The sequence below is a fragment of the Arthrobacter sp. NPDC057009 genome (assembly GCF_042673905.1).
In the GTDB taxonomy this organism is placed as follows: domain Bacteria; phylum Actinomycetota; class Actinomycetes; order Actinomycetales; family Micrococcaceae; genus Arthrobacter.
Genome location: NZ_JBHUSB010000001.1, coordinates 22245 through 46623, shown reverse-complemented (window position 1 = coordinate 46623; position 24379 = coordinate 22245). Strand labels below are relative to the sequence as shown.

Here is a 24379-nt window from a genome sequence, read left to right as displayed (position 1 = left end):
CGGAGGTAAAACGTGGCCAAGGCAGCACCGGCGGAACAATTGAAGTTGCTCGAGCTCCAGGGCCTCGACGCCCGGCTGAAGTCACTGTCCAACCGCCGCCGCAGCCTTGAAAACGATCCCCGGATCACCGACCTCGAAGCCGCCCTCAACGTCGCCAACGGGGAACTGGGCGCCGCGAAGCTCGCCGTCCATGATGCCGAAGCGGAACTGAAGCGTGCCGAGGCAGACGTGGAGCAGGTGGCAACGCGGATCGAAAAGGACGAGGCCAGGCTCAACAGCGGCACCGGCCTGTCCAAGGACCTCGTAGCCCTGCAGAAGGACATTGCTTCCCTCAACAAGCGCCGTTCGGACCTGGAGGACGTCGAACTGGAGGTCCTCGAACGGCTGGATGTCCTGCGCGAACGGCAGGCCGCCCAGCAAAGCATCGTGGACGACATCCAGGGTTCCTTCGGCGTGATCCGGGCGGAGCTTGACGCCGCCCTGGCCGAAGTCACCGCGGAAGAGAACGAGGTGGCCGCCCGGCGCGCGGCCTTCGCGGCGGGCCTTGACGGCGGAATGCTTGCCGTGTACGAGAAGACGCTGGCCCGCCGCGGAGTGGGCGCGGCGCGCCTCTTCCACGGCACCTCCGAGGGGTCCGGCATGCAGCTGAGCCCGGGCGACCTGGCCGAGATCAAGGCCGCCGCCGAGGACGACATCGTGTTCTGCCCGGACTCCGGCTGCATCCTGGTGCGCTCCGCCGAGTGGGTCTGACCGCCGCACCCAACTGACTGGCATTAGACGTCGTTCTGAGCCCTCAAAACGACATTAAGTGCGAGTCAGTTGGGCAGGATGATGTTCAGGGCGTGTGCCTTGCGCGCCGTGCCCGGGACCAGCTCGGCCTGCCACTTTTCGGCTGCCGCCGTCAGGAGCTGTTCCGGAGTGGCCGGGGCCTTGCCCCGCCGCGTCAGCAGGTGCCGCGCCAGCTCGCCCCGGGTGTGCTTGGCGAAATGGCTGACCACCTTGCGCACGCCGTTCACCTCCGTGAAAACGTTGACCGTCACGGTGCCTGCCGGCGGGGGAGCCCAGGCGGCGGCGTAGGTGCTGGAGCGGCAATCGACCAGGAGGTGGCCTTCGGCCACACTCCCGAGGGCATCGGTCAGCTGCGGTTTCCAGAATGAGGCAAGGCGTCCGACGTCGGGCAGTGCCGTTGACATGGACAACCGGTAGGCGGGCACGGAGTCGGCGAACCTGATGGCGCCCCACAGCGCCGAAATGACCAGCACCGACTCATCCGCACGACGCCGCTGCGCCGGCGTCATCGATTTGTAGCCGAGGGCGTCGTACAGCACCCCGGAATACACCTGGTGCGCGGGGGCCGCCGGTTCGGCGTGGAGCCGGGTATTGCGCTCGACGTCGTCCCTCAGCGAGGCTCCGACGCCCAGGAGCGCGAGGGCGTCCTCGTGCGCGCTGACTGTCCCCAGCGCGTCCAGCACCTTGGCCCGGTAGGTGTTCAGCACAGGAAAACTCAACGAAGTCCAGTCCATGGCGTCACCGTGGACTGCAGGGGTCTTGCCTTCAGACGGGGGGAGCAGAATCAGCACCGTACGATCTTACCGGCCGGCGCATGCGCGCTCAGTCCCGCGTGCGCCCCACATGACGGCCCAGGAAGTCCAGCACGTCAGGCATGAGGGAGCGCCAGTAGGACGCGTCGTGGCCGCCGGGGCCAAAGCCTCCCTCCACGCGGCCGGGAAGGCCCGACCGGTATGCGCGCACTGCTGGGGCGAGATCGTCCTCGCTGCCGCAGTCGATCCGTTTGGGAATGGCCGCAAGCCTCGGCCGCAGCGCAAAAACGCTGTTCGCGGCGAAATCGGCGGGGCCGTCGAAGGCGCCCTCCATCCCCGCTTCGTAGCTGGACCAGACAGCCGGGCTCATGGCAGCAACGGCGCGAAGCCCGGTCACCCTGCCGAGCGACGCCAGAAGGAGAGCGCCGAAACCTCCCATTGACGTGCCGAACAGGGCGACCCTTCCGAGGTCGAACCCCTGCTCGGCCAGGAACGGGAGGAACTCCAGCACCAGCATCGACTGAGTGTCGCTGCCGTCGGCGCGGGCGTGCCACCACGAGTCGCCGCCGTCTACGGCGGCAATACCAAAGGGCATCCCGCCGTCGTCGAGATGGCGCTGCAGCGCCACGTCTGCGGCGAGGTCCCGCAGCAGAACCTCGCTGCTGCCACCCAGCCCGTGCAGGAAGACCGCCACCGGCAGCAACTGGTTGGCCTGCTCCGGAAGCGGCACGGCCAGCGACCAATGCGTTCTCACCGATGGACGGAAGCGGGACACAAATGCGCCGGTCCGGGTCGAAATCGTGGACGGCAGCAGGGCAGATGGGGGAGGCGGCGGGATGCCCGCCGTCGTTGCCGGGCCTGTCACCTCGGGCACTGGCACATCAGGGACCGGCACATCGGGGACCGGCACATCGGGGAGCGGAACCGGTGGCGGCGGGGTTGTGCAGGCCGACGGGGCGGCCGCGGTCAGTGCGGCAGAGATCCCTGCCAGCTGCAGCAGGCGGCGCCGTGGAAAGGACGGCCGCGGGGAGGACGACGTGTCCATTTCCCGATCTTAAGCCCCGGAACCGGCGTGCGTCCGGCACCGCAGGAAAGCCCGTAGACTGGACAGCAGGATGGGTTGGCCAGGCGGCCGCGCGCCACGCAAGTGGCTCGAGGAACGTCCGGGCTCCACAGGGCAGGGTGGTGGGTAACGCCCACTCGGGGTAACCCGCAGGCCAGTGCCACAGAAAACAGACCGCCTGGGTCGCGCCGATTTGAAAGCGGCACGAAACAGGTAAGGGTGAAACGGCGGTGTAAGAGACCACCAGCTTTCCGGGTGACCGGAAAGGCTAGGTAAACCCCACCCGGAGCAAGGCCAGACAGGGCACGTTTGAGGGCTGCCCGCCCGAGTGCCCGGGTAGGCCGCTGGAGGGCGTCGGCAACGGCGCTCGTAGATGGATGGCCGCTACTCCCGCGCTGGCAACGGCTCGGGAGCACAGAACCCGGCGTATCGGCCAACCCATCCATCCAAGCTCCAACCGGCCTCGGCTGCAAATCTGTGCTTGACATCACATCGGCTACCCCCGACACTTCAGTGAACGCCTCGGTGCATGAATGATGGTTGAGGAGCCAACGTGCCGGATGACTCAGCATTCGATTATGTGATCGCCGGGGGCGGAACGGGCGGCAGCGTCCTGGCCGGCAGGCTGACCGAAGACCCGTCGGTCCGCGTGCTCCTGCTCGAAGCGGGCAGGTCCGACTCCCACCCGTTCATCCATATTCCTGCGGGCTTCCCCCGTCTCAAGGGAGGCCCTTATCAGTGGGATTACCGGACCGTTCCGCAAAAGTACAGCAACGGCCGCAGCATCCCGCTGCCTCAAGGCCGCGGACTCGGCGGCGGCGGGTCCATCAACTCCCAGGTCTTCACCCGCGGCGTGAACGAGGACTACGACGGCTGGGTTGCGGACTACGGGTGCGAGGGATGGTCCGGCGCTGAGGTGTCCAGGTATTTCGTCCGCTCGGAATCGAATGCCAGACTCTCCGGGCCTCTCCACGGAACTCATGGACCCCTCGGCGTCTCAGACCTCGGGCGCCCGCACACTCTGTCCGCGGCCTTCGTGCAGGCAGGCCAGGAGTTCGGGCTGCCCTACAACCGGGACTTCAACGGCGAACGGCAGCACGGTGTCGGCTTCTACCAGACGACTACCAGGAACGGGCGCCGGTGCAGCGCGGCGGTCGCCTATCTGAAACCTGCGCGTGGCCGGCCCAACCTCACTATCCGCGTCAACGCGACCGTCGCGAAGGTGATCATCAAGCATGGCCGTGCCGTCGGCGTTCAGTCGATCGAGGGCGGAGTGGCGCGAACGTACACCGCACGGCGTGAGGTGATTCTCTCCAGCGGCGCTTTCGGTTCGCCGAAGTTACTTCAGCTTTCAGGCGTTGGCGACCCCGCTGACCTCGCCGCCGCCGGAATCGAAACAGTCCATGCGCTGCCCGGCGTCGGGAAGAACCTCCAGGACCACGTTGACCTGGACATCATCTATGAACTCACCGAGAACCACAGCCTGGACCGGTTCAACCGCGTGTGCCCGGAAACCGTCCTGGCCGGCCTTGAATACGTGGCCTTCCGCTCCGGACCGTTCGCGTCCAACCTGGTCGAGGCCGGGGGCTTCAGTTATGCCAACACGGAGGAGAAGACCCCGGACCTGCAGTTCCACTTCCTGCCTGCGGCGAGGTCGGAGCCGGGGATTGCATCCCTCCGGCCCGGGTTCGGGGCGACGCTGAACTCGTACTTCCTGCGCCCCCGCAGCCGGGGGACGGTCCGCGTCGCATCATCGGACCCCACAAGGGCACCTCTTATCGACCCGAGGTACCTCGCCGACGACTACGATCTCGAGATAACGATCGCCGGCGTACGGCAGAGCCGGGAGATCATGGGGCAGGCGTCACTTGCTCCGTTCATCAAGGCGGAGCACATCGGCGACGGCTCGCGGGTGGCAACCCGGGACGAGTACGTGAATTTCGTGCGCTCCTACGGACGGACCTCTTACCACCCGGTCGGCACCTGTGCCATGGGCACCACCGACGATTCTGTCGTCTCCCCGCGCCTGAAGGTCCATGGGCTGGAGGGATTGCGGGTGGTTGATTCCTCGATCATGCCCCGGCTGATCAGTGCCAACACGCAGGCGCCCACCATCATGATCGCGGAAAAAGCCGTCGACATGATCCTTGAGGACGCGGGCATCGTGGCACCCGGCCTAAGCGGCTTCGCCAGATCCCACGCGGGCCCGGATGCTGTGTGAGTGATTTCACGGGCGCGCGGCCGTTTCAGGTGCCCGGCCCGCCCTAGAATGGATGGTGAACGTAGAAGTTCTTCCGCCGGATCTGCGTTCGCAGCCGGCGGTTTTTCTTTGCACGTCCAACGGCATCCGGGGTAGACCGAAACCCTGCCGGTGCCAGCTTGCCCTGGATAACTTCCAGTGGCCGCCATCCGGTTTACGAGGACGTAGCCGGTTGAACCAAGGAAGGTAGTTCTGTGAGCCAGACGTCAGATTCTTGTCTTGATACGTGGATGAGCCGGGAGGCGCTCGCTGAGGCCATGATCCCGGTGATCGGCCGGCTGTACCGTGAAAACAACGTGGTTACCTCCATCCACGGCCGCAGCCTGATTAACAAGTCCACCATGAGCATCCTGAAGGCGCACCGCTTTGCGCGCCGGATGAGCAAGGACGAGCTGCTGCTGGAGGAGACGGCGCCGCTGCTGAACACGCTGGCACAGCTGGACCTGGGTGCCGCTGCCATCGACATCGCCCGACTGAACCAGAAGTTCAAGTCCGACGGCGGGGACCTGACTCTGGAGGAATTCCTCCGCGCCGAACTGGCTGAGATTGTGGGCAAGCGGGGCGCCGACGAGCGCACCAGCACCGACGTCGTGCTCTACGGCTTCGGCCGCATCGGCCGCCTGCTGGCGCGCCTGCTCATCGAAAAGGCCGGCGGCGGCCACGGCCTGCGCCTGCGCGCCATCGTGGTCCGCCGCGGCTCCGACAACGACCTCACCAAGCGTGCCAGCCTGCTGCGCCGCGACTCCGTGCACGGTTCCTTCGAAGGAACCATCCGGGTGGACACCGAGGCCAACACCATCACGGCCAACGGCGTCCGGATCCAGGTCATCTACTCGGACAACCCGGCCACCATCGATTACACCGCCTACGGCATCAAGGACGCCCTCGTGGTGGACAACACCGGCCGCTGGCGCGACGCCGAAGGCCTTGGCCAGCACCTGCTGAGCAAGGGCGTGGCCAAGGTCCTGCTGACCGCGCCGGGCAAGGGCGAGCTGAAGAACATCGTGCACGGCATCAATCACCGGGACATCGCCGAGTCGGACAAGATCGTGACGGCAGCCTCCTGCACCACCAACGCCATCACCCCCGTGCTGAAGGCCCTCAATGACAAGTACGGCGTGATCCACGGCCACGTCGAGACGGTCCACTCGTTCACGAACGACCAGAACCTGATCGACAACTTCCACAAGGGCGACCGCCGCGGACGCTCCGCCGCCCTGAACATGGTGATCACCGAGACCGGCGCCGCCAAGGCCGTGGCCAAGGCACTGCCCGAACTGCAGGGCAAGCTTAGCGGCAGCTCCATCCGCGTCCCCACCCCGGACGTGTCCCTGGCTGTCCTGAACCTGAACCTGGAACGGGGCGCCACCAAGGACGAGGTCAACGATTACCTGCGCGAGATGTCGCTGCACTCGGACCTGCGCAAGCAGATCGACTACATCGACTCCCCTGAAGTGGTCTCCACCGACTTCGTCGGCTCCCGCCGCGCCGGCATCGTTGATGGCCTCGCCACCATCTCCAACGACAAGAACCTGGTTGTCTACGTCTGGTACGACAACGAGTTCGGCTACAGCTGCCAGGTGGTCCGCGTCATGGAGGAGATGGCCGGGGTCAACCCGCCGACCTTCCCTGCCAAGGACTCCGATAAGGATATTGCCCCGGTCCTGGCCTCGGCAGCGTCTGTCTAACCGGAACCCTTCGTCAGCCCCGCCCGCACTGCTGTGCCGGCGGGGCTGACCCATGCCCGGGAACTTCCCGGGCAATTCGCTGGAATCGGCCGGCGATCGGGGACAAACTTGTGTCATGGAACACAACCGCACACTTGAGCACGAGACGACCCTGGAACACGCCCTCGACGTTGCAAGGGCCAACCAGAAAGAAGCCCAGAGGCTGCTGGATGAGGCACGCACTGCGCATGCGGCCGGGGAAATCGGCAACGACAGGGTGGCCCAGCTGGAGCGGCTCCTTGACCTCGCCAACACCGATCTTCGCCGGGTCATGCGCGAGCAGTAGGCCGACCCGTCCTCCACAGGGCACCTGTCCCCAACACTGTGGATACCCGCGCCGCCGCGGGTGGTTTCGCCTAAGCTCCTGGGTGTGGATCCACAACCTGCCCGAAGCTGCCGGTGCCCCGGGATTCGCCCGTGAGCGTCAGCTGGGCCGCTTACCGGCGTGCCCGCCGCCACGCCCGGCAGGCCTGGGCGCTGCTCGGCGCGGCCGCCGCTGCGGTGATCGCCGGCAGCGTGTGGTTTTTTACGGCCGGCCAGTTTGCCGCCGTCGAGCCTGCGGTGTCCGGTCCTGCCGAGGTGCCGGTGTTCGACGCCGGCTGGATGAAACCGGTGACGCCGCCATACCCGGTGCCGCGGGGCGGCGCGGCCGCTGCACTGGAAGAACTGGACGTGAAGGGCAGGGCAGCCGGCAGCGACTATGACCGGTCGGCCTTCGGCCAGGCCTGGCAGGACGCGGACCGGAACGGCTGCGACACGCGCAACGACATCCTGCGCCGTGACCTTCGCGACGTTGGGTTCAGCCAGGGATCAAGGTGCAAAGTTGCTTCCGGCAGCCTGCATGAGCCGTATGTGGGGCTTACGGTCAGGTTCGTCCGCGGTGCAGACTCCAGCAAGGAAGTGCAGATCGACCACGTCGTCGCACTGGGCGACGCCTGGCAAAAAGGTGCCCAGCAGCTGACGCCGTTGGAGCGGCAGATCCTGGCCAACGACCCCCTCAACCTCATTGCGGCGGACGGGGAGGCCAACCAGGAGAAAAGCGCGTCGGATGCCGCCACCTGGCTGCCGAAGAACAAGGCGCTGCGGTGCCACTATGTGGCGCGGCAGATCTCGGTGAAGGCCGCGTACGGCCTCTGGGTCACGCAGCCGGAGAAGGACGCCATGGCACGCGTTCTGGCGTCGTGCCCGCAGCAGCAGACGGTGACGCCGGGGTAGAAGCTCCGGGGTCAGTGGCCGAAGGGGTCCGGGTCGACGCCGGGCATCCAGGTCAGGCCGGGGACGCCCCAGCTGTTCTTCTTGGCCTGCTTCATCGCCTTGCGGGCGTACCTGTCGATGAGGCGGTTGACGTACAGCTTGCCGTCCAGGTGGTCGTACTCGTGCTGGATGATGCGGGCGAACCAGCCGGTGGCCTCAAAATCCACCGGATTTCCGTGCCCGTCAAAGCCCTGGACGCGGACCCACTCGGCGCGCTTGAGCGGATACTGCTCGCCGGGGAAGGAGAGGCAGCCCTCCACTTCATCGTCCGGATCCGGCAGCGCCCCGGACACCTTGGAGAGAGTCAGCACAGGATTGACCACGGCCCCGGCCGGGGGAGCGCCGTCCTCGTTCTGGTACTTGTACACGAAGATCCGCTTGCCCACGCCGATCTGCGGTGCGGCCAGCCCCACGCCGTTCGCCTTGTCGTTGGTTTCGAACATGTCGGCAATCAGCTGGCGAAGCGCGTCGTCGAACTCCTCCACTTCGGCGGCCCGGCGGTGCAGCACCGGCTCACCCCAGATGGTGATGGGCAGAACGGTCATGTCAGGGGATTCCTTCGGCGCTTTGCCGGGCGGGAGCCGGCAGGGGTGAAAACCAACAAAGGCCGCACCGGATAACCGGTACGGCCTTTGTTGCTGGCCGGCAATAAACTGCCGTCCTCGGTGCGGGTGAGCGACGGGGGTTGAACCCGCGACCTCCTGGACCACAACCAGGCGCTCTGCCAACTGAGCTACGCCCACCATGTGCCCTGCAGACTGTCCGGTTTTCCCGGCCGTCCGAAAAGGCAACGAGAAATAGTGTACCTGCTGTTGGGGCTTGCTTTTGCCACTTTTGGCAGTTTCGGCAAAATTTCCCTCAAACGTGGCGCAGATTACTTTCCCGGTTGCTGTGCCGCGGGCGGCGGAACGCTCTCCGCGGCTGCATGGTCGACGGCAGAGGGGGAGGCTGCGATCCGCTGGGAGATCTTCTGGGCGGTGGCACTGTCCGGTCCCGGGGCAGGCACAAAGACGGCTTCCCGGTAGTACCGGAGCTCGTCGATGGAATCCTTGATGTCGCCGAGGGCGCGGTGGCCGCCGAGCTTCGCCGGTGCCTGGAAGTAGGCCCGGGCGTACCAGCGACGGGCGAGTTCCTTGATGGTGCTGACATCGATGATCCGGTAGTGCAGGTGCTCCACCACCGAGGGCATGTCCCTGGCCAGGAAGACCCGGTCCGTTCCCACCGAGTTGCCGGCAAGGGGCGCCTTGCGGGGGTCGGGAACCCACTTGCGGATGTAGTCCAGCACCAGGGCCTCTGCTTCGGCCATCGTTTTGCCGGCCGGAAGCTCGTTCAGGAGGCCGGACCGGGTGTGCATGTCCCGGACGAAATCGTTCATCTGGGCGAGTGCGGAGTCGTCCGGCTTGATCACCACGTCCACCCCGTCACCGAGGATGTTGAGTTCGGAATCGGTCACCAGGGCAGCGACCTCGATCAGGGCGTCGTTGACGCTGTCGAGGCCGGTCATTTCGCAGTCGATCCAGACGATGCGTTCGTTAGTAATAGGCACCCGTTCAGCCTACCGTTTAGGCGCGGGCAAGCCTTGGAGAGGCGCTCCGATGCTAATATTTCGGATACGTGGCAACGGGTCATTGCGTGGCCGCGACCCCGGCGACGCCTCACTTGGCTGGCCGCCCAGCCCGGCTGCACATGGGCTGGCTGTACTTGGGTTGGCTCCATTGGATTGGTTGCAGGCCGGGAGCACGCCCAAAAGAAACATGCCCGGAAGAGACATGCCTAACGAGATAGGCGCAGAAGAGATTGGACGATCCTGAGATGACGGCGCCTGTGCCTGCGATAGGGGAAACGGCCACTGGCACTTCCACGGACCCGGCCCGGCCGGAAGCGGACAACCCGCGCTCGCCCATCCTCTCCGGCTTCGTCGGCTCCATGTTCCTCCTCATCGGCTCGCTCGGCGTCGGCTGGCTGGCGCCCGTCTCGGAGCTGCGGCGGATGCCGCTGTTCATCTGGATGCGCACCGAGGCATTCGGCGTCGGGCTGTCCATCGTCCTGTTGGCGGTCGGCGGCATGCTCCTGGTCCGGGCCTGGCTCAGGCTTGGCCAGCACGTCCACGTCTGGGGCCGGCAGGCCCGCAAGGCCACGCTCCAGGCCGTCGTGGCGTGGGGCCTTCCGATGATGTTCACGGTCCCGCTCTTCAGCCGGGACGTGTACGCCTATATAGGCCAGGGCCGGCTGATGGTCGAGGGCTTCAACCCGTATGAAAACGGCATCTCCGCGCTGTCCAACTACTTCCAGCTCGGCGCCGACAAGATGTGGACCGAGGCCCCGGTTCCCTACGGCCAGCTGTTCCTCTGGATCGAGCAGTTCGTGGTGTGGTCCACCAATGTGCATCCGGAAGCCAGCATCATGCTGTTCCGTCTCGCCTCCCTGGCCGGCGTGATCCTGTGCATCATCTACGTTCCCAAGCTTGCCGACCTGCACGGGGTCAATCCGCACCGTGCCCTCTGGCTGACGGCGGCGAATCCGCTCTTCCTCACCAACTTCATTGCCAGCGTCCACAACGATTCACTGATGATCGGGCTCGCCCTTGCCGGCCTCTACTACTGCGCCACACGGCGGGTCATCTTCGGCATTGTGCTTGTCACAGCCTCCATCGCGGTGAAGCCCATCACCGTGGTGTTCCTGCCGTTCATTGGCCTGCTCTGGGCCGGCAAGGGGGCCAGCTGGCCCAGGAAGTTTGTGTTCTGGGGCCTGACGGCGGGACTCAGCGTTGGCCTGCTCTACGCAATGAGCCTGGTAAACGGCTTCGGGTTCGGCTGGATCAACGGACTCTCCGCGCCGGGCAGCGTGTGGATCTGGTACGCCCCGGTGGGTCTGCTTGGCCTGATCGTGGCCTCCATCGCCAATGCGTTCAGCCTGGACGGCTGGGGGCTTGCCAAATGGGTTTACGACGCCGGGAAGCTCCTTGCCGTGGGCATCGTCGCCTGGCAGATTTTCCGCGGCGGGCACGACCGCCTCATGCGCCGCCTGACCCTCGCCTTCGCCGCGGTTGTGGTGCTGGCCCCCATGATCCAGTCCTGGTACGTCGTGTGGCTGATCCCGCTGTTCGCCGTCACGGGCATCCGTGACGACTGGCAGGTGAAGGCCCTGTACTTCATCGTGTCCTTCTTCATGGTCTATGCCATCTCCGACCAGCTGGAAGTCTTCCCCTACCTGCAGACCGACGATCTGGGCCTTGCCCTGGCGCTGGCCCGCAATGCGGCAGCCATTATCGCGCTGCTGTTTGCGCTCTACCTAATCTTCCTGGACCGCAGCACCAAGCTGCTTTTCAGCAAGGCGGACCAGCCCGTCACCACCCGGCCCGTCATCTGACCCGCAGCCGCACCACCGCACGCCCCGGCACGGCGTCGCTGACCACCTCAAACCCGGCGCCGAGGAACAGCCCGAGGGTGCCCTGGTAGAGGTCGGCCGGTCCGGCCTTGGTCCGCTGCGCCGGGTCCACCGGATACCCCTCGACGACGGTGGCGCCGTTGGCGCGTGCGTGGTCGACGGCGGCGGCCAGGAGGGTTGCTGCCACGCCGCTGCGCCGGTGGCCGGGAGCGACGACGAAACAGCTCACCGACCACACGCTTTCACCGCCGTTGTCGTCCGCCACCGCGGGGCCGGCGGCCTTGAATACCTGTGAGCGGAGAATCCGCGGGTAGCACTGCCGCGGTTCCACCGCACACCAGCCGACGGCGGATCCGCCGCGGTGAGCCAGGACCCCCGGTGCCGGCCCGCCGCCGTCGAACTTGCCTTTCAGCTGTGCCTTGCGGTCAGCAGGGGGCGTGGCAGCAAAGCCATTGCCCGGCAGGGCAAAGAACCGGCACCAGCAGCGTGACGGCTCACCCCGGACGCCGAACAGCTGCTCGACGGCGGGCCATTCGGCGGGCGCTGTGGTGATGCCTTCTGCCGCCCCGTGTGGAGGGTCTGTCATGGCCGCCTTCCCTTGTTGCCGGACTGGTGTTGCGGGGCTGGTGTTGCCGACGCGAACGGATCTTGCCGGGGAACTAGGAGTCGGCGTCGCTTGCGTGTCCGGTGCTGCGGCGCAGCGTCACCTCGCCGCTGACCGCCACGGCGTCCGCCTGGCCGGACACCGCGCCGGGAACTGCCAGCCTGCCGATCTCCTCGAGGGGCAGCCGGACGGTGGAGAGTGCAGGGCGGAAGTCACGCAGGGTTTCGATGTCGTCAAACCCTGCGATGGCGGCATCGCGGGGGATCCGCAGTCCCTCGGAGCGCAGCGCCGCGGTGGCCCCGATCGCCATGACGTCGTTGACGGCGAAGATGCAAAGCCTGGGCCCGGCGGAACCGGGAGCGGCCGCGCCCCTATCGCCGTGCGGCCTGATGCGTTCAGCGAGTTCCAGGCCCGCCTCGTAGCCGCCCGCGCGGTCGAATCCTGTGTGGAGGACCTCTGCCGCGGGCAGCCCGGCATCGGCCAGGCCGCGCTGGAAGCCTCGCACCCGGTCGTCGGAGGTCAGAAGTCCCTCCGGTCCGGCGATGACCACGAAATCCCCGGTATGCACGGCGGCCAGTTCGCGGGCGAGTTCCGCGGCGAGCTCCTCATTGGGAACCTCAACCACGTGATAGCCCTCGTCGGATTCGGCGCCCACCACGGCATGTCCCACTACGCCCACCCGGCCGCCGTTGCGGCAGTAGCGGTCAAGCTCGGCTGCCAGTTCGGCGTTGCCCTTCTGGTCAGTGGTCCGCGCAGAACGCGATCCCGCAATCACTATCGAGTCCGCCCGGCGCGCGGCAAAGGCAGCGACGGCCGCACGCTCATCGGCGGGGCTGCCTGCGGTCGTGGCCAGCAGCACCATCTTGTTCTGGTGCCGGGCAGCCGCCTGGACACCGCGGGCAATGGCCGAGAAATAGGGGTCGGCGATGTCGTGCACGATGAGCCCGATGAGCCCGGAGCTCGACTTCGCGAGGCCCTGAGCCTGGGCATTGGGGATGTAGCCGAGGGAGTCCGCGGCCTTCCGGACGCGCTCGGCGATGTCCGGTCCGGGGGTCCTGGCCGAGCCGTTCAGGACCCGGCTGGCGGTGGCGGGGGAGACTCCTGCCAGGCGGGCTACTTCGGTCAGCGTGCTTGCAGCCACAGACGCAACTCCTCTTCAACGGGCCCCGGCGCGGGAAACTCGGCTGGTGCCCACATTATCGCAGGTGCAAAAAGACAAGGAAAGCGCTTGCCAGATGGATGCAAGTTCTGCACTATAGATGCAGCGGGAATGCGCTTTCCCGATCTGCTTTTCCGATCAGCTTTCACCTACGACTGAATGAGGACCCATGGGCTTCGAAACAAAGACGATCCGTATAGCCATGAACGGCATCACCGGCCGGATGGGCTACCGTCAGCACCTCCTGCGCTCGATCCTCCCGATCCGCGACGCCGGCGGGTTCACGCTGGAGGACGGCACCAAGGTGCAGGTCGAACCGATCCTCGTTGGCCGCAACGAAGCAAAGATCCGCGAGCTGGCCGAGCTGCACAAGATTTCGGAATGGACCACCGACCTTGACGGCGTCATCAACGACCCCACTGTCGACGTCGTCTTCGACGCCTCCATGACCAGCCTGCGGGCCGCGACCCTGAAGAAGGCCATGGCGGCCGGCAAGCACATCTTCACGGAGAAGCCGACGGCGGAAAGCCTGGAGGAGGCCATCGAGCTCGCCCGCATCGGCAAGGAAGCCGGGGTCACCGCCGGCGTCGTGCACGACAAGCTCTACCTCCCCGGCCTGGTCAAGCTGCGCCGCCTCGTCGATGAAGGGTTCTTCGGCAGGATCCTGTCCATCCGCGGCGAATTCGGCTACTGGGTCTTCGAAGGCGACGTGCAGGCGGCGCAGCGCCCATCCTGGAACTACCGCAAGGAGGACGGCGGCGGAATGACCACGGACATGTTCTGCCACTGGAACTATGTCCTGGAAGGCATCATCGGCAAGGTCAGGAGCGTCAACGCCAAGACCGCCACCCACATCCCCACCCGCTGGGACGAGTCCGGCAAGCAGTACACGGCCACGGCGGACGACGCCTCCTACGGCATCTTCGAGCTCGTTACCCCCGGCGGAGACGACGTCATCGGCCAGATCAACTCCTCCTGGGCCGTCCGGGTCTACCGCGACGAGCTGGTCGAATTCCAGGTGGACGGCACGCACGGATCCGCCGTGGCAGGCCTGAACAAGTGCGTCGCGCAGCAACGCGCCCACACGCCCAAGCCGGTGTGGAACCCTGACCTGCCCGTCACTGAATCCTTCCGCAGCCAGTGGCAGGAAGTCCCGGCCAACGCAGAGCTGGACAACGGCTTCAAGCTGCAGTGGGAAGAATTCCTGCGCGACGTCACCGCCGGCCGCGAGCACCGATTCGGGCTGCTCTCCGCCGCCCGCGGCGTCCAGCTCGCCGAGCTCGGCCTGCAGTCCAGCGACGAACGCCGCACCATCGACATCCCGGAGATCACGCTCTAATGACGTCCCTGATCCTTCCCACATCCGACGGCGGAACCCGGGAGTACCGGCTCCGCTCCGCCACCACCTGGGCCAGGCCGGCGGCACCGCTGACTTCGCGCCGGGCGTACGCGGCGGCGCACGTCATCCCCGAGGTCACCGCCGACAACACCCCGGGCACTCCCGCCCGACTGGACTGGGACGCCACCCTGGCCTACCGGCACGAACTGTGGTCCTACGGGCTGGGTGTCGCCGATGCGATGGACACCGCCCAGCGCGGAATGGGCCTCGACTGGGATGCCACCCAGCAGCTGATCAAGCGCACCGGGGCGGAGGCTGCCGCCGTGGCCAGCGCCGGCGGGACCGCCACGGCGGGCATGACGGTCCGGGACCTCGTGTCCTGCGGTGCCGGCACCGACCAGCTGGACCTTGCCGCACTGCCTTCCGGCGAGGCCGGACTGCAGGCCGTCCTGGCCGCCTACCGTGAGCAGGCCGCCGTCGTCAGTGAGGCCGGACCCAAGGTGATCCTTATGGCGTCCCGGGCGCTGGCCCGGGTGGCCAGCGGTCCCGAAGACTATCTGCGGATCTACTCCACGCTGCTGCAGGAAGCCGAGCAGCCGGTCATCCTGCACTGGCTCGGCACCATGTTCGATCCCGCGCTCGCCGGCTACTGGGGCTCGAACGACGTCTCCGAGGCCACCGAAACGTTCCTGTCCCTCATCCGCGACAACGCGGACAAGGTGGACGGCGTCAAGGTCTCCCTCCTGGATGCTTCACATGAAGTCGCGCTGCGGGCTGCGCTTCCCGGGGGTGTCCGGCTCTACACCGGCGACGATTTCAACTACCCGGAACTGATCGACGGCGACGGCACCTTCCATTCGGATGCCCTGCTGGGCATTTTCGCGGCCATCTATCCGGCGGCGTCGGCGGCACTGCAGAGCTACGACGCCGGAGACGCGGGCAAAGCGCGTGCCATCCTGGACTCCACCCGGGAACTGGGCAAGCACATCTTCAGTGCCCCCACGTTCTACTACAAGACCGGGATCGCCTTCCTGTCCTGGCTTAACGGCAGGCAGCCCGGCTTCCAGATGGTGGGCGGACTGCACTCGGGCCGTTCCGTCGTGCACCTTGCGAAGACCTTCGAGCTGGCCGACGAGGCAGGACTGCTGAAGGACCCTGCGCTTGCAGCCTTCCGCATGTCCGATTTCCTTCGCATTAACGGGGTGGGCGTATGAGCGACTTCGCACGGCTTTCCCTCAACAGCGCCACCACCAAGAAATGGACACTCGCCGAGGCCGTCGACGGTTGCGCCCGTGCCGGCATCCCCGCGATTGGGCCCTGGCGCGACATCGTGGCCGACGCCGGGCTGGACAAGGCTGCGAAGCTGATCAGGGACGCCGGACTGCGGGTTTCCTCGCTGTGCCGCGGCGGGTTCCTCACGGCCCCGGACGCCGCTGGCCAGGCAGCAGCGCTGGCGGACAACAGGGCCGCGGTTCTGGAGGCGGTTGCGCTCGATACCCGGGAGCTGTTCCTCGTGGTCGGCGGCCTGGCGCCGGGGGAGAAGGACGTGGTGGCCGCCCGCCAGCGCGTGGCGGACCGGCTCGAGGAACTCGTTCCGTTCGCCGTCGGACACGGCGTCCGCCTGGTGCTGGAGCCACTGCACCCGATGTACGCCGCCGACCGCGCCCTCATCTCCACCCTGGGGCAGGCCCTGGACCTGGCGGCTCCGTACGATGCCCGGGCAGTGGGGGTCGCCGTCGACACTTTCCATGTCTGGTGGGACCCTGGGCTGAAAACCGCGATCGAGAGGGCGGGCCGGGAGAACCGGATTGCCTCGTACCAGGTGTGCGATTTCAACCTTCCCATCGCGGCGGATGCGCTGCTCTCCCGCGGAATGATGGGCGACGGCGTGATCGACTTCGCCACGATCGGAACCTGGGTCCGGGACGCAGGGTACACCGGCGACATCGAGGTGGAAATCTTCAACCAGGAGATCTGGGACGCCGACGGCCACGACGTCCTGGCCCGGATGAAGGACCGCTATGCCGCACTCGTCCAGCCGTTCGCCTGAACCCATCCCTTACCTCCGCGGCCATCCGCAGGTAGGGTGGCGCCAGGAGGGGAAGCCATGGACAAGCAGGTCAGGGAAGCGCGGGCAAGCGTTGTCGTCGCGGCGGCGCCGGAGCGGGTCTGGGCGGCACTGACGGATCCCGCCGACGTCAGGGAATACTTCCTCGGCACTCATGTCACATCCACCTGGCGGGAAGGTGAACCGGTGACGTTCGAGGGGGAGTGGCAGGGCAAGTCCTACCGCGACAAGGGGACCGTGCTGGAAGCCCGCCCGAATGAACTCCTGCGCATCACCCACTACAGTCCGCTGTCCGGGCTGCCTGATGAGCCGGACAGTTACCACACCGTGGAATACGGGCTGGAGCCGGTGGCAGAGGGGACCCGGGTCAGCATCACCCAAGGCAACAACAGAAGTGATGACGAGGCCGCGGAATCGGAAAAACTCTGGGGCATGGTGCTCGGCAACCTCAAGCAGTACCTGGAGGACTGACCGGTTCTTCCGGAGTTACCGCTTCCGGCCGGCCTGCACCCTGCGGCGGTGGGCAGCGGCGCGCAGCTGGATGATCCGGGCTGCGCCGGCCATGGCCACGAGGACTCCGCCGCCGACTGCCGCGATGAAGAGGGACACACCGAGCGACACCGCTCCTTCGAGGCCGAAGAATTTCACCTGGACGAGTTCCTGGTTCTGCAGGATGAAGACGATCAGCAGCACCAGCACCACCAGCGCGGAGGCCACCGCCGCCCAGATCATTCCGGCGCGCGTCACGCGACGCTCCGGCTCCGCGATGCCCGGCTGCGGTGGCACAGTTCCGTCATACCCCGGAATGGCCGCCGTCCCGGGATGGCGGCTGGCCGCCGGGGTTCCCGAAGGCGTGCCCGGTTGAGTCAGGTCATGAGGGGTGCTGGTGTGGGGCTGATCTGGCGCCGGGCCCGCAGGCCGTGGCGTCTCCGGCTCGGTTGGGTGTCCGCCCGACTGGCTGTGCTGCATCCGGGTGTTCCTTCCTCGGCTGTCAGGTGCACCGGCCCATGCATTCCACCGGCGTCATTCCGATCATAGGCACAATCCGGCGGTAATAGTAAGCATGCTTGGCAGTTGCCGCCGGTCCAAGAACCACTGTGCAAAGAACGCCAGCCAAAGAAAACACCCCGGTCCGAAGACCGGGGTGTTTTCTGCTCCATCACAAACGCGCCCCAGGAGGGAATCGAACCCCCGACCGGCGGATTAGAAGGCCGCTGCTCTATCCCCTGAGCTACTGGGGCAATGGCTGTCCATCACATTGCTGGCGCCTAAAAAGTCTACATTGACTTGCATCCTGCCAGTGTCAGGCGCCGGCGTGGTTCACCGTGGCGTATCTTGCGGCAGCTGCGGTTTTCCACATACGGAACTTCGGCACTCCCTGCCAGCCCGCTGCCGACTGATGCTTGAACTGCCTGCTAGGGCACGACACTTCGAGACAGGACAGCAAGATGACTGACACCATTACGCTCCGCGGCTTCGTGGCCACGGAAATCAAGAGTTCCACAACTCCCGGAGGCGTTCCCACCGCCTCATTCCGGCTCGGTTGCCCCGAACGGCGGTTCGACAAGGCTGCCGGCGCCTGGGTGGAATCCAACATGAGTTGGTTCACTGTCCAGGGGTATCGCCAGCTGGCCGGGAATATGGGCTGCAGCATCAAGAAGGGCCAGAAGGTCATCGTCGTCGGCAAGCTGAAATTGCGCAGCTGGGAGAAAGACGGCCGCACCCATCATCAGGCCGACATCGACGCCGACGCCGTGGGCCACGACCTCCGATGGGGGACCGCCAACTACCTTCGCAACTCCAGCCCGCAGTCCGCCGATGAACTCGGGCCGGCGAATAGCGGAAATCCCTTCTCAGGGGTGGGCGGAGACGGGCCCGACGATGACCGCGAGGACGGAGAGGAGCGGGATGAGGACGCGGCCGGCATCTTCCTGGACGACAACGGCGACGAACTGCAGCTCGATCCCGACACGGGCGAACTTAGCGGAGCTGCTGCCTGAACGCCGGAGGCGTGCGGCACCGCACCCCCTGGCGGTGCCGCATGGCAGAATGGCTGCGTGATTCAAGCGACGAGACTTCCGGGGAACAATGCACTCCGCAACAACGCCAGTGATCCCCGGGGACACGCTCGCCGTGGTGCCGGCCGGCTTGCAGTCTCGGTTGTACTGCTGTCGGCGCTCGCCGCCTGCACGGCACCCGCGGATCAGGCGGCGGTAAGCCAGCCGGCCCCCACGCAGGCGGAAGGACAGGCAGCGGGCGGACAGGCAGCGGGGGGAGAGGCAGCCCCAGTCCCGGCACAATCGTCGGCATCCGCGTCCGCCCCCAAGGCCTCCGCGTCGGAGGCAGCAACTGCGGCCCTGGAGCGGACCATGGCGGAGGTGCTCGGAAACGTCGTCAAAGCCAATGCGAAACCGGCCACGGCGGACATCACCTCAGCGCTCACGGCGGCAGGTGTTCCGGCAAAAAACCTGGAGGTGTCGGCGGGACGTACCCCCACAGGCCTTGAAGTGGATTCCATGGAAGCGGCGGCAGTCCAGGGGAAGGAATGCGTGGTGGGGCAGATCCGGGAAGGGAAGGTGACGGTGACCGTGCTGCCGGCCCTGTCCAACGGTAAGTGCTTCGTGGGCGCCCCGGCCTGACCTGCATGCCGGCGTGAGGCTCATGTCAGGCCTGACGCGAATGTGAGATATGCCCGCCAACCCACTAGATTTGGAACCATGGCGGAATTTATCTACACAATGACCAAGGCCCGAAAGGCTGTTGGCGAAAAACTTATTCTCGACGACGTAAGCATGTCCTTCTTCCCGGGCGCCAAGATCGGTGTTGTTGGCCCCAACGGTGCCGGTAAGTCCACCATCCTGAAAATCATGGCCGGCCTGGACACCCCCTCAAACGGTGAGGCCCGGCTGAGCCCTGGCTACACCGTGGGCATCCTGCTGCAGGAACCGCCACTGAACGAGGAGAAGACCGTCCTGGGCAACGTCCAGGAAGGCGTGGGCGAGATCTACGGCAAGATCCAGCGCTTCAACCAGATCTCCGAGGAGATGGCCAGCCCGGACGCGGACTACGACGCACTCCTCGAGGAGATGGGCCACCTGCAGGAAGCCATCGACTCCGCCGACGCCTGGGACCTGGACTCCCAGCTCGAGCAGGCCATGGACGCCCTCCGCTGCCCGCCCGCCGACGCGGACGTCACCCTGCTCTCCGGCGGTGAGCGCCGCCGCGTGGCGCTCTGCAAGCTGCTCCTGCAGAAGCCGGACCTCCTGCTCCTTGACGAGCCCACCAACCACCTCGACGCCGAGAGCGTGCTGTGGCTGGAACAGCACCTCTCCAAGTATGAGGGCGCAGTCCTCGCCGTCACCCACGACCGGTACTTCCTGGACCACGTCGCGGAATGGATCGCCGAGGTCGACCGCGGCCACCTGTACCCCTATGAGGGCAACTACTCCACCTACCTGGAGAAGAAGCGCGCCCGCCTCGAAATCCAGGGCAAGAAGGACGCCAAGCAGGCCAAGCGGCTCGCCGAGGAACTCGAGTGGGTCCGCTCCAACGCCAAGGGCCGGCAGACCAAGTCCAAGGCACGTCTTGCGCGCTACGAGGAAATGGCAGCCGAGGCAGACCGCACCCGGAAGCTGGACTTCGAAGAGATCCAGATCCCGCCGGGACCGCGCCTCGGCGGACTGGTCCTCGAAGCCAAGAACCTGCAGAAGGGCTTCGACGACCGCACCCTGATCGACGGCCTGTCCTTCTCGCTGCCGCGCAACGGCATCGTCGGCGTCATCGGTCCCAACGGTGTGGGCAAGTCCACGCTGTTCAAGACCATCGTGGGCCTCGAGCCCCTCGACGGCGGCGAGCTGAAGATCGGCGACTCGGTCAAGATCTCCTACGCGGACCAGAGCCGCGGGGGCATCGACCCCAACAAGACCCTCTGGGAGGTCGTGTCCGACGGTCTCGACCACATCCAGGTGGGCAACGTTGAAATGCCGTCCCGCGCCTACGTCGCGGCGTTCGGCTTCAAGGGACCGGACCAGCAGAAGAAGGCCGGCGTGCTTTCCGGTGGTGAGCGCAACCGCCTCAACCTGGCGCTGACCCTCAAGCAGGGCGGCAACCTGCTGCTGCTCGACGAACCGACCAACGACCTCGACGTCGAAACCCTCAGCAGCCTGGAAAACGCGCTGCTGGAGTTCCCGGGCTGCGCCGTCGTGGTTTCCCACGACCGCTGGTTCCTGGACCGCGTGGCCACCCACATCCTTGCCTACGAGGGTGACGAGGAAAACCCGTCGAAGTGGTACTGGTTTGAAGGCAACTTCGAATCTTATGAGGAGAACAAGGTGCAGCGCCTCGGCCCCGACGCCGCCAAGCCGCACCGTGTGACGCACCGCCGCCTGACGCGCGACTAAACCTGACGCGCGACTAACCAGGCAGAGGCGCAGGTATGCAAAAGGCCGGGCCCGGGACTGGACAGTTCAACTGTTCATCCCGGGCCCGGCCCTTTTGGTGCCGGGCCCTTTTGGTGGCGGGTCAGGCCTTGCGCATCTGGTGCTGCAGGATCTTGGACTGCACGGCGCCCGCTACCTTGCTTTTGATGTCCGTCGGGACCCGGACCATGCCCTCCTGGGCCACGGACGCGACGTGCAGGCCCTCCCGGTTGAAGATCTTGCCGGTGGCAAGGCCGCGTGCTCCCTGGGCGCTGGGTGATTCCTGCACGTACAGGAGCCACTCGTCAACGCGGACAGGACGGTGCCACCACATGGCGTGGTCGAGGCTGGCCACGCTCATGCCCGGCGTGATCCAGCTCAGTCCGTGCCTCCGTAGGATTGATTCGAGCAGAGTGTAGTCGCTGGCATAGGCCAGGGCGGCGCGGTGGGTATTGGCGTTGTCCGGCATGGCGCTGAAGGTCTTCATCCACACCGCGTTGCGCGCTTCCTTCTTCCCCGGGGCCGCCACGTACAGGGCGGGGTCGACGTGGCGGATATCGAACGGCCGCTCATACGCCCAGTGCCGGGCGACGGGATGGTCGAACTTGCCCAGCAGGTCCGCGGTGCTGGGCAGCATCTCCGGGTCGGGGATGCCGGCAGGCATTTCGGACTGGTGCTCTATGCCGTCGTCGCCGGCCTGGAACGAGGCGATCATGGACAGAATCGGCGTGCCGTCCTGGTAGGCATGCACGCGCCGCGCGGAGAACGAACGGCCGTCCCGCAGGCGCTGGACACCGAAGGTAATGGGCTTGTTTGCGTCGCCGGGCCGGAGGAAGTAGCCGTGCATGGAATGGACCGAGCGCTCCTCGTCCACCGTGCGCATGCCCGCAATCAGGGACTGGGCCAGGACCTGGCCGCCGAAAACCCGCTGGTGCGGCTGGCGCTGCGACGGACCCATGAAGATGTCCTCGTCGGTGCGGGCGCCTTCCAGCTCGCCGAGGTCCAGCAGGTCGAGGAGGGAAGTGGTGGGGTCATTCGTGGGCAAGGCCTGCAATCCGGCGTCCGCTTCAGTCATGGTTTGACTCTAGACGGCGCCCCGGCACCGCTCAACCGGGCCTCAGCCGGTAGTGTTCTTAACGTGTCTGATCTCCTTACCCAGTCTTTCAGCTTCGCCGACCCCCGCGACCTCGCCGATCTCAGGACCTTCGTCACGCGCGCCAAAGCCATCGACGACGGCGCCATCCGCCTGCAGGCGGCCGGAACGGTCCTGGCTGCCTACGTTTGCGTCCTCCGGCCCCGGATCCTGGGGGAATCAACGCCCACCATCCTCGGCCTGCGGACCATGGGCCTGGCGGAGCCGTCCGCCGTCGACGTCACGGTTCCGCTCGCCGCTGTCCTTGACCGGCTGGCCCGGGCCGGGGAGAACGACGCCGAACTGCCGGTCCCGCCGTCGACCGTCACCGAATCATGGGCCGGGGTGGGCGCGCCGCGCAGCGGCTGGGAACTGGTGGACTCCGTCCCTGACGCCGAACTGCGTCAGGCCGCCGAAGCAGGCATTGCCGAAGTGGCGGGAATCGTTCCGGACAAGCCGGGAGCGGCGATCGTGAACAATGCCCGGGCCGCCGTCTGGGGGCGCGAACTGGAGGGACGGCACGGGGTGCCGGCGGGAGCGGCCTTCGCCGCCCTCGCCCTGGGCTTCCTGGGCGGAAACGAACCTGGTGAGGGCGAACAGCAGCTCTACCGCGCCGGACGCTGGTTCCGGCTCAGCGGCAGCCGCGGGCACGTGCTGGCCCGGACCGGCGCAGGCCTGCTCTAGTCAGCGTCCGTTTCAGTTGGCGTCTGTCGGGCTGTTCACCATGGAGAGGGCAGCCCGCTCCATGTAATCCCACAGCGTTCCCTCGTACAGCGGCGGCAGGCCCAGCGAATCGACAGCTGTCCGCATGTGGTGCAGCCACCGGTCCTTGGCCTCGGGCGTCACCCGGAACGGCATGTGGCGCATCCGCAGCCGGGGGTGGCCGCGTTCCTCGCCGTAGGTGGTGGGGCCGCCCCAGTACTGCTCGAGGAACATCAGGAACCGCCGCTTGGCCGGTCCCAAATCCTCCTCCGGATACATGGGGCGCAGCAGCGGATCCGTGGCCACGCCGTCGTAAAAGACGTCAATGAGCTTCACGAACGTCTCGTGGCCGCCCACCGCGTCATAGAAGTTGTCGGTGTAGCCCGGCTGGCTGAACGGGTCATTGCGCATCAGCGGCTTGCGGGCGCCGGGCTCCGGCGGGGTGGGAAGGGATGGCATGGTCATGGCTATTCTCCGGCCTTCTGCTGGGGTGCGTGCTCGGCTTCGTCGGCGGATTCTTCAGGCTCGGCCGGCGGGACGTAGTTTCCCTGTGAGCGGTTGCCCACACGGAGGATTTCGCCGTTGCGGAGGTACCAGATGGCGCCGTTCTCGTCGCGCACACGCGTGATCCGCAGTCCGATCGACTCCACCACGCCCACCACCTCGCTGGTCTCGATGATGTCGCCAATGCCGTACTGGTCCTCGATGGTGATGAAGATGCCGGCCAGGAAGTCCCTGATCAGCTGCTGGGCACCAAAACCGATGGCGATACCGAGGATTCCCACGCTGGTCAGCAGCGGCGCCACATCGACGTCGAGGTTTTTCAGGATGTAGATGCTGGTGATGACGGCAATGATCACGCCGATGCCGCTCTTCAGGAGCGAGCCGATCGTGTGGGCCCGCTGCACGCGCCGCTCGTGGTCCAGGGCGCGCAGCGCCGGCGCCACCCAGCGGAAATGCGGCTTCTTGAACAGCGACGTGCCGTCCGCCACGCGTTTGGTGATCCTGGCGATCAGGAAACTCGCGATCAGCCACAGGATAATGCCTGCGCCGAGGCTGATGGCCACGCCGACGAGGTCAAGTCCTGTGGGCTCCAGTGAGGCCGAGGGCGTTGTGAACATGCTGTACATCTGCAGGAAGGCTCCTAGCTGCTGTCCGGCGGCGGCCGGTCTCCGCCCTTGCCGGGGAGACCGGCCGCTCTTGGTCGCTTTTAAGCCTAGCGGGGTCTGCCGCTGGCTATGGACTTCCGGCTGTGGTAACAGGAACGTGCAGCACCGGGAAATTTACGCTGCGGGCAATGAAGCACACCTGGTGCGCCTCATGGTGCATCTGCTCCGCCAGCGCGACGTGCGCGGGATCCGCAACCGTCACCTGCGGGCGCAGGGTCACGGTTTCGAACTGGCCGCTGCCGTCCCGGTTCAGGCGCATCATGCCCGTGGCGTTGTCCTCGTAGGAGAGAACCACCACACCATGCTTCACCGCGACGTGCAGGAAGGAGAGCATGTGGCACTGCGCCAGTGCCGTGAGCAGCAGCTGCTCGGGGTTGTACCGGGAGCGGTCGCCGTGGAACGTGGGGTCGGCCGAGCCCTGCAGCACCGGCAGCCCCGGGATCACGATGTCGTGGTCCCGCGAGTACTCCCGGTAGGACGACGTGCCGCTTCCGAGGTTGCCGGTCCAGCGGACTGTCAGCGAATAGTGGTGTTCGTTGAGCGCCACGGATCCGGC

25 protein-coding genes, 2 tRNA genes and 1 other RNA gene are annotated in these 24379 nt (G+C 66.5%); 15 read left to right on the top strand and 13 right to left on the bottom strand.

Translation table 11 applies throughout. The features are described 5' to 3' along the window. The first annotated feature begins 12 nt into the window (after positions 1-12). Positions 13-750, top strand: a complete 738-nt coding sequence (locus ACFTR6_RS00235) for a zinc ribbon domain-containing protein (protein WP_076802446.1) — start codon at positions 13-15, stop codon at positions 748-750. A 65-nt stretch (positions 751-815) separates the two neighbouring features. Here ACFTR6_RS00235 and ACFTR6_RS00230 read toward each other — a convergent pair whose 3' ends face one another. Then, the gene (locus tag ACFTR6_RS00230) at positions 816-1580 is read right to left on the bottom strand and encodes a YaaA family protein (protein WP_377956504.1); all 765 of its coding nucleotides are present in this window, start codon (positions 1578-1580) and stop codon (positions 816-818) included. A gap of 31 nt (positions 1581-1611) precedes the next feature. Next, a complete protein-coding gene (locus ACFTR6_RS00225; protein WP_377956503.1) occupies positions 1612-2586 on the bottom strand; it encodes an alpha/beta hydrolase in 975 nt (324 codons plus the stop codon). A gap of 71 nt (positions 2587-2657) precedes the next feature. Between ACFTR6_RS00225 and rnpB the strand changes: the two genes are divergently transcribed. The 5 genes from rnpB (at position 2658) to ACFTR6_RS00200 (ending at position 7806) form a co-directional block, all read left to right on the top strand. Beyond that, positions 2658-3049: RNase P RNA component class A (gene rnpB / locus ACFTR6_RS00220), an RNA gene on the top strand. A gap of 108 nt (positions 3050-3157) precedes the next feature. Continuing rightward, positions 3158-4825, top strand: coding sequence for a GMC family oxidoreductase (locus tag ACFTR6_RS00215; RefSeq protein ID WP_377956502.1), 1668 nt, complete (start codon positions 3158-3160; stop codon positions 4823-4825). 233 nt (positions 4826-5058) lie between these two features. After that, positions 5059-6552, top strand: a complete 1494-nt coding sequence (locus ACFTR6_RS00210; protein WP_377956501.1) for a glyceraldehyde-3-phosphate dehydrogenase — start codon at positions 5059-5061, stop codon at positions 6550-6552. A 115-nt stretch (positions 6553-6667) separates the two neighbouring features. Next, the gene (locus tag ACFTR6_RS00205; protein WP_076802462.1) at positions 6668-6877 is read left to right on the top strand and encodes a hypothetical protein; all 210 of its coding nucleotides are present in this window, start codon (positions 6668-6670) and stop codon (positions 6875-6877) included. Between the two features lie 131 nt (positions 6878-7008). Continuing rightward, positions 7009-7806 carry an HNH endonuclease family protein gene (locus tag ACFTR6_RS00200; protein ID WP_377956500.1) on the top strand — a complete coding sequence of 266 codons (798 nt, stop codon included), beginning with the start codon at positions 7009-7011 and terminating at the stop codon, positions 7804-7806. A gap of 11 nt (positions 7807-7817) precedes the next feature. Here ACFTR6_RS00200 and def read toward each other — a convergent pair whose 3' ends face one another. From def to orn, 3 genes are all read right to left on the bottom strand, one after another. Further along, the gene (gene def, locus ACFTR6_RS00195; protein WP_076802467.1) at positions 7818-8390 is read right to left on the bottom strand and encodes a peptide deformylase; all 573 of its coding nucleotides are present in this window, start codon (positions 8388-8390) and stop codon (positions 7818-7820) included. 125 nt (positions 8391-8515) lie between these two features. Continuing rightward, positions 8516-8588 (bottom strand) — tRNA-His (locus tag ACFTR6_RS00190). A gap of 131 nt (positions 8589-8719) precedes the next feature. Further along, the gene (gene orn / locus ACFTR6_RS00185; protein WP_377956830.1) at positions 8720-9349 is read right to left on the bottom strand and encodes an oligoribonuclease; all 630 of its coding nucleotides are present in this window, start codon (positions 9347-9349) and stop codon (positions 8720-8722) included. Positions 9350-9657: 308 nt separating this feature from the next. On the opposite strand from orn, the gene mptB reads away from it, so the two are divergent. Beyond that, the gene (gene mptB, locus ACFTR6_RS00180) at positions 9658-11214 is read left to right on the top strand and encodes a polyprenol phosphomannose-dependent alpha 1,6 mannosyltransferase MptB (RefSeq protein ID WP_377956499.1); all 1557 of its coding nucleotides are present in this window, start codon (positions 9658-9660) and stop codon (positions 11212-11214) included. Here the strand turns inward: mptB and ACFTR6_RS00175 are convergent. Both ACFTR6_RS00175 and ACFTR6_RS00170 read right to left on the bottom strand, forming a co-directional pair. Then, the gene (locus ACFTR6_RS00175) at positions 11207-11818 is read right to left on the bottom strand and encodes a GNAT family N-acetyltransferase (protein WP_377956498.1); all 612 of its coding nucleotides are present in this window, start codon (positions 11816-11818) and stop codon (positions 11207-11209) included. The genes mptB and ACFTR6_RS00175 overlap by 8 nt on opposite strands. A 73-nt stretch (positions 11819-11891) precedes the next feature. Then, entirely contained in the window at positions 11892-12977 is a 1086-nt protein-coding gene (locus ACFTR6_RS00170; RefSeq protein ID WP_377956497.1) for a LacI family DNA-binding transcriptional regulator, read from the bottom strand. A gap of 187 nt (positions 12978-13164) precedes the next feature. Between ACFTR6_RS00170 and ACFTR6_RS00165 the strand changes: the two genes are divergently transcribed. Genes ACFTR6_RS00165 through ACFTR6_RS00150 form a run of 4 tightly spaced genes read left to right on the top strand, consistent with a single transcriptional unit; the run spans position 13165 to position 16873 of the window. Beyond that, complete coding sequence (locus ACFTR6_RS00165; RefSeq protein WP_377956496.1) at positions 13165-14334, top strand: Gfo/Idh/MocA family protein; 1170 nt, start codon at positions 13165-13167, stop codon at positions 14332-14334. Further along, a complete protein-coding gene (locus ACFTR6_RS00160) occupies positions 14334-15548 on the top strand; it encodes a dihydrodipicolinate synthase family protein (protein WP_377956495.1) in 1215 nt (404 codons plus the stop codon). The genes ACFTR6_RS00165 and ACFTR6_RS00160 overlap by 1 nt, the downstream gene beginning before the upstream one ends. Next, positions 15545-16384 (top strand): sugar phosphate isomerase/epimerase family protein, encoded by an 840-nt coding sequence (locus tag ACFTR6_RS00155; protein WP_377956494.1) that lies wholly within the window; start codon positions 15545-15547, stop codon positions 16382-16384. Before ACFTR6_RS00160 ends, ACFTR6_RS00155 begins: the two co-directional genes overlap by 4 nt. 57 nt (positions 16385-16441) lie before the next feature. After that, positions 16442-16873 carry an SRPBCC domain-containing protein gene (locus ACFTR6_RS00150; protein ID WP_377956493.1) on the top strand — a complete coding sequence of 144 codons (432 nt, stop codon included), beginning with the start codon at positions 16442-16444 and terminating at the stop codon, positions 16871-16873. Positions 16874-16888: 15 nt separating this feature from the next. On the opposite strand, the gene ACFTR6_RS00145 is transcribed toward ACFTR6_RS00150, so the two are convergent. Both ACFTR6_RS00145 and ACFTR6_RS00140 read right to left on the bottom strand, forming a co-directional pair. Further along, positions 16889-17149: a lipopolysaccharide assembly LapA domain-containing protein gene (locus ACFTR6_RS00145; protein ID WP_367301644.1), complete on the bottom strand. Its 261-nt coding sequence runs from the start codon at positions 17147-17149 to the stop codon at positions 16889-16891. A gap of 421 nt (positions 17150-17570) precedes the next feature. Beyond that, positions 17571-17643, bottom strand: a tRNA-Arg gene (locus ACFTR6_RS00140). Between the two features lie 207 nt (positions 17644-17850). Here ACFTR6_RS00140 and ACFTR6_RS00135 point away from each other — a divergent pair. The 3 genes from ACFTR6_RS00135 (at position 17851) to ettA (ending at position 20802) form a co-directional block, all read left to right on the top strand. Beyond that, positions 17851-18402 (top strand): single-stranded DNA-binding protein, encoded by a 552-nt coding sequence (locus ACFTR6_RS00135; protein WP_377956492.1) that lies wholly within the window; start codon positions 17851-17853, stop codon positions 18400-18402. Between the two features lie 57 nt (positions 18403-18459). Further along, entirely contained in the window at positions 18460-19041 is a 582-nt protein-coding gene (locus tag ACFTR6_RS00130; RefSeq protein WP_377956491.1) for a DUF6993 domain-containing protein, read from the top strand. Between the two features lie 78 nt (positions 19042-19119). After that, complete coding sequence (gene ettA, locus ACFTR6_RS00125) at positions 19120-20802, top strand: energy-dependent translational throttle protein EttA (RefSeq protein WP_076802493.1); 1683 nt, start codon at positions 19120-19122, stop codon at positions 20800-20802. Between the two features lie 121 nt (positions 20803-20923). Here ettA and ACFTR6_RS00120 read toward each other — a convergent pair whose 3' ends face one another. Next, positions 20924-21895, bottom strand: a complete 972-nt coding sequence (locus tag ACFTR6_RS00120; protein WP_377956490.1) for an acyl-CoA thioesterase — start codon at positions 21893-21895, stop codon at positions 20924-20926. Between the two features lie 63 nt (positions 21896-21958). Between ACFTR6_RS00120 and ACFTR6_RS00115 the strand changes: the two genes are divergently transcribed. Beyond that, complete coding sequence (locus tag ACFTR6_RS00115; RefSeq protein ID WP_076802498.1) at positions 21959-22636, top strand: hypothetical protein; 678 nt, start codon at positions 21959-21961, stop codon at positions 22634-22636. A 12-nt stretch (positions 22637-22648) separates the two neighbouring features. Here ACFTR6_RS00115 and ACFTR6_RS00110 read toward each other — a convergent pair whose 3' ends face one another. From ACFTR6_RS00110 to ACFTR6_RS00100, 3 genes are all read right to left on the bottom strand, one after another. Next, a complete protein-coding gene (locus tag ACFTR6_RS00110; protein WP_377956489.1) occupies positions 22649-23119 on the bottom strand; it encodes a globin in 471 nt (156 codons plus the stop codon). A 2-nt stretch (positions 23120-23121) separates the two neighbouring features. After that, positions 23122-23784 (bottom strand): mechanosensitive ion channel family protein, encoded by a 663-nt coding sequence (locus ACFTR6_RS00105; protein ID WP_377956488.1) that lies wholly within the window; start codon positions 23782-23784, stop codon positions 23122-23124. A gap of 106 nt (positions 23785-23890) precedes the next feature. Further along, positions 23891-24370, bottom strand: a complete 480-nt coding sequence (locus ACFTR6_RS00100) for an OsmC family protein (protein WP_377956486.1) — start codon at positions 24368-24370, stop codon at positions 23891-23893. Between the last annotated feature and the right edge of the window lie 9 nt (positions 24371-24379).

Excerpts from the sequence above, each read along its gene's own strand:
- ACFTR6_RS00225 (WP_377956503.1), bottom strand. The coding sequence starts at position 2,586 with ATGGACACGTCGTCCTCCCCGCGGCCGTCCTTTCCACGGCGCCGCCTG.
- ACFTR6_RS00205 (WP_076802462.1), top strand. The coding sequence starts at position 6,668 with ATGGAACACAACCGCACACTTGAGCACGAGACGACCCTGGAACACGCC.
- def (WP_076802467.1), bottom strand. The coding sequence starts at position 8,390 with ATGACCGTTCTGCCCATCACCATCTGGGGTGAGCCGGTGCTGCACCGC.
- orn (WP_377956830.1), bottom strand. The coding sequence starts at position 9,349 with ATGACCGGCCTCGACAGCGTCAACGACGCCCTGATCGAGGTCGCTGCC.
- mptB (WP_377956499.1), top strand. The coding sequence starts at position 9,658 with ATGACGGCGCCTGTGCCTGCGATAGGGGAAACGGCCACTGGCACTTCC.
- ACFTR6_RS00175 (WP_377956498.1), bottom strand. The coding sequence starts at position 11,818 with ATGACAGACCCTCCACACGGGGCGGCAGAAGGCATCACCACAGCGCCC.
- ACFTR6_RS00165 (WP_377956496.1), top strand. The coding sequence starts at position 13,165 with ATGGGCTTCGAAACAAAGACGATCCGTATAGCCATGAACGGCATCACC.
- ACFTR6_RS00160 (WP_377956495.1), top strand. The coding sequence starts at position 14,334 with ATGACGTCCCTGATCCTTCCCACATCCGACGGCGGAACCCGGGAGTAC.
- ACFTR6_RS00155 (WP_377956494.1), top strand. The coding sequence starts at position 15,545 with ATGAGCGACTTCGCACGGCTTTCCCTCAACAGCGCCACCACCAAGAAA.
- ACFTR6_RS00150 (WP_377956493.1), top strand. The coding sequence starts at position 16,442 with ATGGACAAGCAGGTCAGGGAAGCGCGGGCAAGCGTTGTCGTCGCGGCG.
- ACFTR6_RS00135 (WP_377956492.1), top strand. The coding sequence starts at position 17,851 with ATGACTGACACCATTACGCTCCGCGGCTTCGTGGCCACGGAAATCAAG.
- ettA (WP_076802493.1), top strand. The coding sequence starts at position 19,120 with ATGGCGGAATTTATCTACACAATGACCAAGGCCCGAAAGGCTGTTGGC.
- ACFTR6_RS00120 (WP_377956490.1), bottom strand. The coding sequence starts at position 21,895 with ATGACTGAAGCGGACGCCGGATTGCAGGCCTTGCCCACGAATGACCCC.
- ACFTR6_RS00110 (WP_377956489.1), bottom strand. The coding sequence starts at position 23,119 with ATGACCATGCCATCCCTTCCCACCCCGCCGGAGCCCGGCGCCCGCAAG.
- ACFTR6_RS00105 (WP_377956488.1), bottom strand. The coding sequence starts at position 23,784 with ATGTACAGCATGTTCACAACGCCCTCGGCCTCACTGGAGCCCACAGGA.